Genomic DNA, 12436 nt, shown 5'->3' with positions numbered 1-12436 from the left:
TTTCAGCTTGTTTTTGAACGCAATTTGTCCGGTCTGATGGCCTGAGCAGGTGTGGTAGGCACCAAATTGCCCGGGTTCGGAAGTGACCGGGTCTGTCATGACAGTATGGACAACCAGAATCGACGGGGTGGCCCGGTCATTTTGTGACTGAAGCTTCGTCCTGAGTCGGTTCTCAACGAGGTTCCATCGCGCTCCGGTGCGGTGGACGGGCGTTTCCGGGGGCGGAAACAGGGATGAATATGAGTGAAACGGCCATTGAGCCTGTAACGATAGCGGAGCTCCTGACCGGGAGCAGCTTGAAGGTCAGAGAAGAAAACCAGCAACGCAGCCAATTGTTCAGAATTGGCGATCTTGCGCACGAATTCGGGCTTTCGTTGCGCGCGTTACGTTTCTACGAGGATAAGGGACTGCTGAGTCCAAGGCGGGCCGGGGTCACGCGTCTTTATGACCGTGAAGACCACACACGGCTGCGTCTCATTTTGTTCGGTCGTCAGATCGGCTTTACGCTCGCAGAGACCAAACAGCTTATCGATCTCTGGAAAGAAGGCGCAAGCGACCTGAGCCAGCTCGACAACTTGCGTGCGACGCTTTCCGGAAAGCTCGGTGAACTTGAGAAAAAGAAGCTCGAAATCGACCGTTCGATAGAGGAGCTGAAAGCGCTTCTGAGACGGCTGTTGGCGTCATCGACGTAAGTAATGAATGACAAGCCGCCCTTTCGCGGGGGCGAAAAGGCGGCCTTTGTCTTTTATGCGACGTCTTCGACCTGATCGAGATAATCGCCATAGCCTGCCGCTTCCATCTCTGCTTTCGGAACGAAGCGCAGGGAGGCGGAATTGATGCAATAACGCAGACCGCCACGGTCCACCGGACCGTCCGGGAAGACGTGTCCGAGATGGCTGTCGCCATGGGCTGAACGCACTTCGGTGCGAACCATGCCGTGCGAGATATCATTCAATTCGCTGACATTGGCGGGTTCAATCGGCTTGGTGAAGCTTGGCCAGCCGCAATGGGATTCGTATTTGTCGCTGGAAGCAAATAGCGGCTCGCCGGAAACGATATCGACGTAAATGCCGGCTTCCTTATTATAGAGATATTCGCCCGTTCCCGGGCGTTCCGTGCCGCTTTCCTGCGTAACACGATACTGTTCCGGTGACAGCTTGGCGATGGCCTCCGGATTCTTGCTGTAGCTCATGGGTACACTCCCTGTCATTCGGCTTGAATCTAGGCCGTCCGGGACAACTATTCCAGAGGGCGGCACAGGAATTTGAAGTGTTTCAGCTGTCCTGCGGGACCAGTGCGAATTCCGCTGTACGCGTGACTTCCTGAAGCACGAAAAGCGCATTTTCCAGCGATTGCCGGTCGATCTTTTCAAGAAGCTCGGCGCGAATGTGATGGGTCACATCTTGAAGTTCGCGAACCTGCTCCTGCCCTTCCGTGGTCAGCTCGATGCGCTTGGCGCGGCGGTCGCCTTCCACAGGAACACGGCGGATAAGTTCCTGTTTTTCAAGCCCATCCAGCAAGCGGACAACCGACGGATGCTCGATTTCCAATGCATCGGCCAGTTCGCGCTGGTTCCAGTCGCGGTCCTGCGCTAGCAAGAGCATCACACGGGCGCGTGACAGTGTGAGGCCAAGCGCGCGGACGCGGGAATCAAAAAGGTTGCGCATTTTTCGGGCCGCAGTGGATAGGCCCATGGTGAACGCAGCGTGCAGTTCCTGTTTTGGGTCATACATTACTTAGCAATCTAAAATATGGGTGTGCTATATATATAGCGATCCCCGGCATGATCGCAAGGGCATGGCTGGTTCATGCCAGCTTTCAGTAAATCTGAAATGACAACGTTTGTACAATTTTGCTTTACGTACCTCAGATCGAAAGTTAAGCTCCCAATTGTGAGGCTTTGGGAGGAGTTCACGTGCGATCTGATTATCAGGATCAATGGCTGGGAGGCTTTGGCCGCAAGCGTGGCGCATCGAATGGTGCGCGCTTATGATTTCGGCTGCAAAAACCGATAAAGCGGCGCTTCTTGAAGCCCGATCCTTGTCGAAATCTTTCGGCCCTGTGCAGGTGCTGAAGAATATCAATCTGCAGATTTACGGCGGCGAAGTTCACGCGATCATCGGCGAAAATGGCGCCGGAAAATCGACGCTGATGAAGCTTCTTGCGGGCAATGAACGCCCGACAGCGGGTGAAATCCACATTGATGGCAAACCAATAGCCTTTGCCAATCCGGTTGAGGCGGAAGCGCAGGGCATCGTTCTTGTCCATCAGGAAATATTGCTCGCGCCCGATCTGACCGTTGCGCAGAATATTTACCTCGGCCGAGAGCTGACGAATGGCATTACCGTCAACGACCGCGCTATGCGTGAGGGTGCGCGCAAGGCAATCCGGGATCTCGGTGCGGATATCGATCCTGATGCGGTGGTCGGCAGCCTGTCGATAGCACAGCGCCAGTTGGTGCAGATTGCGCGTGTTCTGCTGGTGCCGCATCGCGTGGTGATTTTCGACGAGCCAACGGCCTCGCTGACGCCGGTTGAAACAGAAGCCTTGTTGAAGGTTATTCGCGATATCCGTGCCAAGGGCGTTGCAATCCTCTACATTTCGCACCGCCTGCCGGAAGTGAAAGAAATTTCCGACCGGGTGACCGTGTTGCGTGACGGAACGCTTGTTGCTGCGCATCTGGCATCGGAGCTTCAACCTGCTGATATGGCGCGGCTGATGGTCGGGCGCGATGTGGCAAAGCTTTACCCTGACCGCGCCACGCAGCATGGCGGTGAGGCCGTTCTGGAAGTCAGCGGCTTTTCCGTGCCCGGCCATGTGAAGGAAGCGAGTTTCCGCCTCAACAGAGGTGAAATACTCGGCTTCGCAGGGCTGGTTGGTGCAGGGCGTACTGAGTTGATGGAAGGTGTCGTGGGTCTGCGTCCCGGTAAGGGCGATATGCGCCATAACGGCAAGCCCGCGCATTTCCGCGATGCCCATGACAGTCTGACGGCAGGCATCGCTTATCTGAGCGAAGACCGTAAGGGTAAGGGGCTGCTGCTGACCAAGGATTTGGGCATCAACCTGACGCTTGCCTCGCTGAAGAAATTTGTCAGCCGCTTCCAAATCGACCGCAATAAGGAGCGGGTGGCGCTGGATGATGCGATCCGCGAGTTCGACATTCGTACAGGGAGCAAGGATATTCTGGCCGGACAATTGTCCGGCGGTAACCAGCAGAAGCTGCTTCTGGCCAAGATGATGATGCTCGATCCCTCCATCGTCATCATCGACGAGCCGACCCGCGGCATCGATGTCGGGACCAAGGAACAGATTTATCAGTTCATCGCCAATCTGGCGGACGAGGGCCGTTCGATCATTGTTGTGTCATCGGAAATGCCGGAACTGATCGGTATTTGCGACCGTATCGTCGTGATGCGTGAAGGACGTATCGCCGGGGAGGTCACGGGCGAGCGGATGACAGAACACAATATCGTCGTTCTGGCGACCGGTGTTGATGCGGCAGAAGCGGCCTGAACGGCAATAAACAGAAAAAGACAATGAGTGGGAATTCAATGACACAGGTTGCGACTGACAAAAGCCGGGCACCGAAAACGTCCAAGGACTGGGACCTGAGAGCCATCGCGCCGTTCATCGCGCTCGCTCTTCTGCTCGTTCTGGGAACAGTCGCCAATCCCAATTTCATCAGCATCGACAATCTGCTGAATGTCGCCACGCGCAGCGCTTTCATCGCCATCATTGCGCTTGGCGCGACCTATGTGATCTCGTCTGGCGGTCTTGATCTTTCTGTCGGCGCAATGGTCGCCTTTGTGGCCAGCATCATGATCCTGTTCATGAATAGTGGTGTCATCGCCGATCCGGTGCTGATGCTGATCGCCGCCGTCATGCTGGCGGTCGTGGTCGGCGCGGCCTGTGGTCTCCTGAACGGGTTGATTACGACAGTTGGCGGGATTGAACCCTTCATCGCAACGCTTGGTACGATGGGCATCTATCGCGGCCTGACGACATGGCTGTCGCAGGGCGGCGCGATTACGCTTCGAAACCCGGAGATACAGTCGCTCTATCGCCCGGCCTATTTCGGTACGGTTCTCGGCGTGCCAGTGCCGGTGATCGCCATTTTCGTCACGGCGGCGATTGCTGCCTTCGTCCTCTATCGCACGCGTTATGGACGTCATGTGATTGCGGTCGGCTCCAGCGAGGATGTTGCCCGTTATTCCGGCATTTCGGTCAAGCGCGTGCGCACGATAGCCTATGTGGTTCAAGGGCTCTGTGTGGCGGTTGCCGTGCTGCTTTACGTGCCGCGTCTGGGGTCTACATCGGCCACGACCGGCATCCTTTGGGAGTTGCAGGCCATCACGGCTGTTGTGGTTGGCGGAACGGCGCTGCGCGGCGGTGTCGCTCGGGTTTGGGGGACGATCTGCGGCGCGTTCATTCTGGAGATCGTCGGCAACATCATGCTGCTGTCGAACTTCGTCAGCGAATATCTGATCGGGGCCATTCAGGGCGCGATCATCATCATCGCCATGCTGGTGCAGCGATCACTGTCACGGCGATGACATGCAGGAATTGGCGGAATTGCAGGGGCGATTCCGGCAAAAGGGGTATGTCTCCCGAAACCGGATACGGTGCTGGGAACAAGGCATGCGTCCATTGAAAGAGACAAGCCCCGTTTTTTGGGAGGAAAACATGCGAAGGAAATTTTTGGGCGTTGCTTTCGCCGCTTTGGCTGCAAGCGCCATGGCATTTACCAGTGTTGCCAGCGCGCAGGACAAGAAGGTCACCATCGGCGTTTCAATTCCGGCTGCCGACCATGGCTGGACGGCAGGCGTCGTGTATCACGCCGAGCGCGTGGCAAAGCTTCTGATGCAGGAGCATCCGGGTCTGAACGTTATCGTCAAGACCTCGCCGGATGCGGCTAATCAGGCAAATGCGTTGCAGGATCTGGCAGTACAGGGCCTCGATGCTCTGGTGGTGCTGCCGTCTGACCCGGATCCACTGGTCAATGCGATCAAGGAAATCAAGGACAAGGGCACATTCGTTGCGCTGGTTGACCGTGCGCCGAGCAACAACGACAACTCGATCCGCGATCTTTATGTCGCCGGTAACAATCCGGCGCTTGGTCAGGTCGCAGGCGAATATATCAAGAAGACCACCCCGGATGCGCAGGTTGTCGTTATTCGCGGCATGCCGATCCCGATTGATCAGCAGCGTCAGGACGGTTTCGACAAGGGCATTGAAGGCTCCAACGTCAAGATTCTTGACCGTCAATACGGCAACTGGAACCGCGACGACGCTTTCCGCGTGATGCAGGACTTCCTGACCAAATATCCGAAGATCGACGTGGTTTGGTGTCAGGATGACGATATGGCTGTGGGCGTGCTCGAAGCCATCAAGCAGGCCAACCGCAGCGACATTCAGTACATCGTTGCTGGTGCTGGTTCCAAGGACATGATCAAGAAAGTCATGGACGGCGACAAGCTGGTGCCAGTCGACGTGCTCTATCCGCCAGCGATGGTGGGCACCGCCATGCAGCTCACGGCCGGTCATTTTTATGACCAGACTCCGGTCAGCGGCAATTACATCCTCGATGCAACGCTTGTCACGAAAGACAATGCCGAGCAGTTCTACTTCCCGGATTCGCCATTCTGATCCGTTGCGTGCGCCCGCCATTTTGGCGGGCGCATTCCATTCTGGAGCCCGGTTTGATCTGACTACATCAGATCGGTACTCTCACTATTTGTTTTGAGGCACATTTTACTCGACACCACGTCATTCTTTTCGGGATGTGCTTTTCTGGAGGAGTTTCGATGAAGACGATCAAGGGGCCGGGGATTTTTCTCGGGCAGTTCGCCGGCGATGCAGCGCCGTTCAACACATGGGACGGCATAACCAAATGGGCCGCCGAAAAAGGTTATCTCGGCGTGCAGGTGCCCACCTGGGCAAGCCAGCTGATCGATCTTAAAAAAGCCTCCGAATCCAAGGATTATTGCGACGAATTCGCCGGTGTGGCGAAGGAAAACGGGGTGGTGGTCACCGAGCTTTCCACCCATCTGCAAGGCCAGCTTGTTGCTGTTCATCCAGCCTATGATGAAGCCTTTGACGGCTTTGCCGTGCCGGAAGTGCGCGGCAATCCCAAGGCTCGACAGGCCTGGGCCGTTGAGCAGGTCAAGATGGCAATCAAGGCATCGCGCAATCTCGGCATTGGTGCACATGCGACCTTTTCGGGCGCGCTCGCATGGCCGTTTGTCTATCCATGGCCGCAGCGACCTGCCGGTCTTGTCGAAACGGCGTTTGATGAACTCGCACGCCGCTGGACGCCGATCCTCGACCATGCGGAGGAGCATGGCGTCGATATCTGCTATGAAATTCATCCGGGCGAAGACCTGCATGACGGCGTGACATTCGAGATGTTTCTGGAGCGTGTGAAGAACCACCCGCGCGCCAACATGCTCTATGATCCGTCGCATTATGTGCTGCAATGTCTCGATTATCTCGACAATATCGACATCTACAAAGACCGGATCAGAATGTTCCACGTCAAGGACGCGGAGTTCAATCCGACCGGACGACAGGGCGTCTATGGCGGTTATCAGGGCTGGGTCAATCGTGCCGGTCGTTTCCGCTCGCTGGGCGACGGGCAGGTTGATTTCGGCGCTGTCTTCTCCAAAATGGCCGCGAATGATTTCGACGGCTGGGCCGTGGTCGAATGGGAATGCGCGTTGAAGCATCCGGAAGATGGCGCACGCGAAGGCGCAGAATTCGTAAAGGCGCATATCATACGCGTCACCGACAAGGCATTTGATGATTTTGCATCGGGCGGTACCGATGACGCTGCTAATCGCCGTATGCTGGGTCTTTGAGACGAAATGAGGAATTCATGACGATTGAAGCCAAAACCAAGGAAACTGCAACGCCGCGCATCCGTCTCGGCATGGTTGGCGGCGGAGCCGGGGCCTTCATTGGCGGCGTGCACCGCATGGCGTCGCGGCTCGACAACCGGTTCGAACTGGTTGCGGGCGCACTCTCCTCATCGCCGGAAAAGGCGCAAGCCTCGGGGCATGAACTGGGACTAGCGTCGGACCGTATCTATTCGGACTTCCGGGAGATGGCGATCCGTGAAGCGCGCTTGAAAAATGGCATTGAAGCCGTTTCCATCGTGACGCCCAACCATGTTCACTACGAAGCTGCGAAAGAGTTCCTGAAGCGCGGCATCCATGTCATCTGCGACAAGCCCCTGACCTCCACGCTGGCCGATGCCAAAAAGCTGAAAAAGGCTGCTGATGAGAGCGGCGCATTGTTCGTTTTGACCCATAACTACACCGGCTATCCGATGGTGCGGCAGGCCCGCGCGATGGTGGCCAGTGGTGAACTCGGCGATCTGCGGGTCGTGCAGGTGGAATATGCGCAGGACTGGCTGACGGAAGCCGTCGAAGCCACCGGCGCGAAGGGTGCTGTCTGGCGGACCGATCCGGCCCAATCCGGCCTTGGCGGCGCCACGGGTGACATTGGTACCCATGCCTTCAATTTGGCCTCCTTTGTGACCGGACTGACACTCGATAGTCTGGCCGCCGATCTCGACAGTTTCGTCGCGGGGCGTCGTCTTGACGACAATGCGCATGTGATGCTGCGATTTGCGGGTGGCGCGAAAGGCATGCTCTGGTGCAGTCAGGTTGCGCCCGGTAATGAAAATGCGCTTCGTCTGCGTGTCTATGGCACAAAGGGCGGCATTGAATGGGCGCAGGAAGACCCGAACCGGCTATGGTTTACCCCCTTCGGTGGCGAAAAGCGGCTTATCACGCGCGGCGGAGCCGGAGCCGGGCCTGAAGCTGCGCGGGTAACGCGTGTGCCTGCCGGTCATCCGGAAGGTTATCTCGAGGCTTTTGCGACGATCTATACCGAAGCGGCCAATGCCATTGAGGCGCATCGCGAAGGCAACAAGCCGGACATTGCGGTGGTTTACCCGACTGTTGACGATGGGCTGCTGGGCGTGAGCTTTATCGATGCTTGCGTACGCTCGTCCAAGAGAAATGGGGCCTGGGTCAGTCTCTGACGGCTTGCCGAAAATGTTGTGGGGCGACCGTGGTGCGGTCGCTCCGCCGTAGAAAAACCATTTTAATTTCATTTTTGTAAGCGAACGCTTGCGAAGGCGTATTGGTCATATTGATCTGCCTGTTTTGCGGCAGGTCCTGCAAAAAGCCGCTTGAGACATACGCCATGCAGAAATTCCGTCCCGCAATCGCCAGCGGCCCATTGTGCCTTCTGACGGTGCTTTATGTTTTCATCTTCACCAATGCTTCGTTCTGGCACGCAATAGGTTCTTACTATGCGGATTCGCCTTGGAAACTCGCAGGCATAGCGGCAGCTCTTCTGCTGCTGCATACCGCTCTGCTTCTGATCTTTTCGGCGAAATATGTCATCAAGCCGATCCTGATCCTGTTTGTCCTGATCGCAGCTGGCGGTTCCTATTTCACCGATACATTCGGGACGATCATCGACAAATATGTGGTCGAGGCCGCACTGACGACAACGCAGGCCGAGTCCGGCGCGCTGCTGACGCCAAGCTTTGCCTGGCATATGCTGCTGTTCGGCGTGGTGCCGTCGCTGCTGATTGTCTGGGTGCGGGTCAAACACCGGCCTTTGCTGGGCAAGGTGGCGGTCAATACCGGCATTATCCTCGCCTGCCTGCTGGCGACGATCGCCATATTGGGCGTTAATTATGCAGCCTATTCGTCGATGTTCCGTGAACATAATGCCGACATCATGCAGAAGCTGATGCCGGGAACCCCGATCACCAGCACGGTTCAATATGTGGCGCATACAATCAAGAACCGCGACATACCGATGGAGCCGCTTGGACTGGATGCCAAGCAGACGGCAACGAAGCTGCCTGCGGATAAAAAGTTGCTGACGATTGTGGTTGTCGGCGAAACCGCACGCGCGCAGAATTTCAGCCTCAACGGCTATTCGCGGGAAACCAACCCGGAATTGAAGCAGCGCAATGTCGTTGCCTTCACAGACACGACGAGCTGCGGAACGGAAACTTCCGTTTCGGTGCCGTGCATGTTCTCACCTTTCACGCGGGAAGAGTTTTCAAACACCAAGTTCCGTGGATCGGAAAATCTGATGGACGTGCTGCAACATGCGGGCGTGCAGGTGGCTTGGTATGAAAACAATACCGGCAGCAAGGGCGTTGCCGAACGCATCAAGTTGATCGACCTGCAAAACGCCAAGGACACGCGTTACTGCGAGGGTGGCGAATGTATCGATCAGATTCTGGTCGACAGTCTGGATAAGGAACTGAAAGAGCTGACGGGTAATGCCACCATTGTCCTGCATATGACAGGCAGTCATGGCCCGGCCTATTACCGCCGCTATCCGGAAGAATTTGCGAAGTTCAAACCCGATTGCCGCTCGAACGACTTTGCCAAGTGCTCGCATGAAGAGATCGTCAATGCCTATGACAATTCGATCCTCTATACGGATCACATCCTGTCGGAAGTCATCGATCTGCTGAAAGCGAACGAAGACAAGTTTGCTTCATCGATGATCTACATGTCCGACCACGGTGAATCTCTTGGCGAAGACGGTCTTTATCTCCATGCAGCGCCTTATTTTATCGCGCCATCGCAGCAGACCCATGTGCCGTTCATCACGTGGTTTGCGCCGGAATATGCCTCCGACACGGGCCTTGATGTCGATTGCCTGAGGAAGACCGTTGCCGAACCATCGTCGCATGACAATCTGTTCCATACCGTGCTTGGGATGATGCAAATCAAGACAACGGTTTATGATCAAAAGCTCGACCGCTTTGCCGCCTGTCGCACGCCTCATAGCGTGGCGTTGAACTAAATCCAAAACCCCGCCGGAAGGCGGGTTTTTGTTATCCAGTCTAGCCAGCCAGTGAATGTAGGGCCGGGTAGAGTGCGCGATAGCGCTGATAGGCTTCGTCATAAGCGGAGAGAAGCGCTTGTTCAGGCTCGATAGTGCGAGCGGTGCGTGGTGGCGTGCAAATTGCGAACGGATCAGCCCCGCTGGCCGCAATCAGCCCCAGACGCGCGGCGCCGAAGGCGGCGCCAAAGTCACCTTCTTCTGGCAGCAAAACGGGCGTGTTCAGCGCTGTGGCAATGGATTTTAGCCAATAGGCGGAGCGGGAGCCGCCGCCAACCGCGATGAGAGAATGGATTTCCGTGCCTGCGGATTGAAGCGCGGCGAGACTGTCGCGGATGGCAAAGGAGACGCCTTCCAGAACGGCTTGCGTCAAGGCGTTTCGGTCGGTTTCATGCTCCAGACCGTTAAAGCTGCCGCGAATTTTCGCGTCATTATAAGGCGTACGCTCGCCCGACAGATAGGGTAGGAAGGTTACACTGCCGGGCGCTTTTACGGTGTCGCCCAGTTCCTGATCGAGCACATGCGGCGTTGCGCCGACGACGCGCGCGAACCATTCAAGCGCGCTTGCCGCCGAGAGAATAACGCCCATCTGATGCCATGTGCCGGGCAGCGCGTGGCAAAAGGCATGGACGGCACTTTCAGGCTTAGGCTGATAAGCGCCATTGGCGGCAAACAAGACGCCGGACGTGCCAAGCGACACGAAAGCATGGCCGGGCTTTACCGTTCCCATGCCGCAAGCCGAGGCGGCGTTGTCGCCAGCGCCGCCTGCGACCACAGGGCGACCGTCGATGCCCCAACGCACTGCCAGCTCCGCACGCAACTGTCCCGTAGCGTCGCTGCCTTCCGCAAGTCGTGGCATCTGGCTTTCGGTCAGTCCGGTCTTTGCAAGCAATTCGGATGACCAGTGACGTCCGCCGGTGTCAAGCCAGCTTGTTCCTGCTGAATCCGACATGTCTGATACGTGTTCGCCAGTCAGCCAGAGGCGCAAATAATCCTTCGGCAACAGTATCTTGCGTGTTTTGGCGAAAGTATCGGATTCATTGCGGGCGACCCACACGAGTTTGGGTGCGGTAAAACCGGGGAAGACGATATTGCCGGTAATAGTGCGGAAGGCCGGATCAGCATCAAGCTCTGCGGCCTCACGATAGCTTCTCGTGTCGTTCCAGAGGATGCAGGGGCGCAGCACTTGATCCGCATTGTCCAGCAATGTCGCGCCGTGCATCTGGCCTGAAAGGCCGATGCCTTTGATGGCCCCGAATTCTTTCGGATGAGCTTGCCGCAAGGCGTCTATAGCGGTTTCGGTGGCGCTGATCCATTGGGTGGGGTTCTGTTCGCTCCAGCCCGGATGCGGGCGGAATACATCTAGTTCGCCATGTGCCGAGCCGACAAGCCGCTGATTGTCGTCGATCAGAAGCGCTTTGACGCCGGATGTTCCAAGATCGAGGCCGAGATACATGGTTGCTCCTGTCGAAAGTTCACGATGGCCAACGGTTTAACAGAACTGCGGCAGGTTATCTTTGAGAAAGATTTCGATACGAATATGTTCCTGCCCGGCAATAATCGGCAGCCGGTCTGCAGAGGCTTTCAGGATGCGAATGGCGCTGCGGATTTCATGCCCGGCATCCTGTGCCAGAACGCCATGCACCAGCCCTTGTTCCAGCGCCTGCGAGGTCGCGTCGTCGCGCTCATGGGCGATCACCAGAGGGCGCTTTCCGGCATGGGTGGCAAGCGCACGTAGCAATCCGCCATTGCCAGCGCCAAGGCTGTAAATGCCTGCAATATCGTTGCGTTCGCGAAGCAGGGTGCGTACCAGATTTTCCACCCGCGCATCTTCATCGAGCCCTTCAAGGGCAGGGAGGATGGAGCGTTCGGGAAAATTGTTCCGCATGGCCGAGGTGAAACCATCGAAGCGCTCGCGATGATCGCGCACCTTCAACGAGCCGGTCAGAATGGCGATGACGCCTTCGGTTCCATTCGCGAATAGACCGAGAAGACGAGCCGCCGTGCGCCCCGCCGCAGCATTGTCCACGCCGACATAGTGTTCGCGGGCCGAGTGGCCGAGATCAGAAACCAGCGTCACGGCATGCACGCCGTTTGCGCGCAGTCGGTCGCAGGCCGCCCGAACAGGGTCGGTATCGAGCGCGACGAAGGCCACGCCGTCAGGCTTGCGTAGGGCGCTGGTGTCGAGCGCCGCGACCAGTGCAACCTCATCAAATGCAGGAACCAGAATGAGATTGATCGAGACGCGCTCGGCCAGCGCTCGCTCAGTCGCGATAGCGATCTCGTCGCGAAGGCTCAGCATGAAGGTGTTGTCATTGTCGGGCACAATGAAATCGAAGTGATAAAGCCGGCTGCGCGCCAGATTGGCGGCTCCCACATCGCGGACATAGCCAAGCGTATTCATGGCATCCACCACCCGCTCACGGGTTTTGGATCGGACGCCAGGACGGTCGTTCAAAACGCGATCAACCGTTGCGAGGCTGACGCCCGCAGTGCGCGCTATATCATGAACGGTGGGTTTCATTCCTGCTCCTCCAAACAAACCATAGGA

11 protein-coding genes are annotated in these 12436 nt (G+C 57.0%); 7 read left to right on the top strand and 4 right to left on the bottom strand.

Going from position 1 to position 12436, the window contains the following annotated elements; genetic code table 11:
• Positions 1 to 239 precede the first annotated feature (239 nt).
• Positions 240 to 692, top strand: a complete 453-nt coding sequence (locus FHW00_RS21270) for a MerR family transcriptional regulator (protein ID WP_078340374.1) — start codon at positions 240 to 242, stop codon at positions 690 to 692.
• A 53-nt stretch (positions 693 to 745) separates the two neighbouring features.
• Here the strand turns inward: FHW00_RS21270 and msrB are convergent, their stop codons facing one another.
• Complete coding sequence (gene msrB, locus FHW00_RS21265) at positions 746 to 1192, bottom strand: peptide-methionine (R)-S-oxide reductase MsrB (protein WP_078340315.1); 447 nt, start codon at positions 1190 to 1192, stop codon at positions 746 to 748.
• 82 nt (positions 1193 to 1274) lie between these two features.
• On the bottom strand, positions 1275 to 1733 hold the full coding sequence (locus FHW00_RS21260; protein WP_078340316.1) for a MarR family winged helix-turn-helix transcriptional regulator: 459 nt from the start codon (positions 1731 to 1733) through the stop codon (positions 1275 to 1277).
• Between the two features lie 256 nt (positions 1734 to 1989).
• Between FHW00_RS21260 and FHW00_RS21255 the strand changes: the two genes are divergently transcribed.
• The 6 genes from FHW00_RS21255 (at position 1990) to FHW00_RS21230 (ending at position 9846) form a co-directional block, all read left to right on the top strand.
• Positions 1990 to 3513 carry a sugar ABC transporter ATP-binding protein gene (locus FHW00_RS21255; protein ID WP_078340375.1) on the top strand — a complete coding sequence of 508 codons (1524 nt, stop codon included), beginning with the start codon at positions 1990 to 1992 and terminating at the stop codon, positions 3511 to 3513.
• A gap of 38 nt (positions 3514 to 3551) precedes the next feature.
• Positions 3552 to 4553, top strand: coding sequence for an ABC transporter permease (locus FHW00_RS21250; protein WP_078340317.1), 1002 nt, complete (start codon positions 3552 to 3554; stop codon positions 4551 to 4553).
• A gap of 130 nt (positions 4554 to 4683) precedes the next feature.
• Positions 4684 to 5646 (top strand): substrate-binding domain-containing protein, encoded by a 963-nt coding sequence (locus FHW00_RS21245; RefSeq protein WP_078340318.1) that lies wholly within the window; start codon positions 4684 to 4686, stop codon positions 5644 to 5646.
• A 158-nt stretch (positions 5647 to 5804) separates the two neighbouring features.
• Positions 5805 to 6857, top strand: coding sequence for a sugar phosphate isomerase/epimerase family protein (locus FHW00_RS21240; protein ID WP_078340319.1), 1053 nt, complete (start codon positions 5805 to 5807; stop codon positions 6855 to 6857).
• A gap of 17 nt (positions 6858 to 6874) precedes the next feature.
• Positions 6875 to 8047: a Gfo/Idh/MocA family protein gene (locus FHW00_RS21235; protein ID WP_078340320.1), complete on the top strand. Its 1173-nt coding sequence runs from the start codon at positions 6875 to 6877 to the stop codon at positions 8045 to 8047.
• Between the two features lie 164 nt (positions 8048 to 8211).
• Positions 8212 to 9846: a phosphoethanolamine transferase gene (locus FHW00_RS21230; RefSeq protein WP_078340321.1), complete on the top strand. Its 1635-nt coding sequence runs from the start codon at positions 8212 to 8214 to the stop codon at positions 9844 to 9846.
• Between the two features lie 40 nt (positions 9847 to 9886).
• Here FHW00_RS21230 and xylB read toward each other — a convergent pair whose 3' ends face one another.
• Positions 9887 to 11341, bottom strand: coding sequence for a xylulokinase (xylB, locus tag FHW00_RS21225; protein ID WP_078340322.1), 1455 nt, complete (start codon positions 11339 to 11341; stop codon positions 9887 to 9889).
• A gap of 36 nt (positions 11342 to 11377) precedes the next feature.
• Positions 11378 to 12409, bottom strand: coding sequence for a LacI family DNA-binding transcriptional regulator (locus FHW00_RS21220; RefSeq protein ID WP_113533484.1), 1032 nt, complete (start codon positions 12407 to 12409; stop codon positions 11378 to 11380).
• Between the last annotated feature and the right edge of the window lie 27 nt (positions 12410 to 12436).

Source organism: Ochrobactrum sp. P6BSIII (genome assembly GCF_014138065.1).
GTDB lineage: Bacteria > Pseudomonadota > Alphaproteobacteria > Rhizobiales > Rhizobiaceae > Brucella.
The sequence above is the reverse complement of the archived record's forward strand: the minus strand, read 5'-3'. Positions and strand labels throughout refer to the sequence as shown.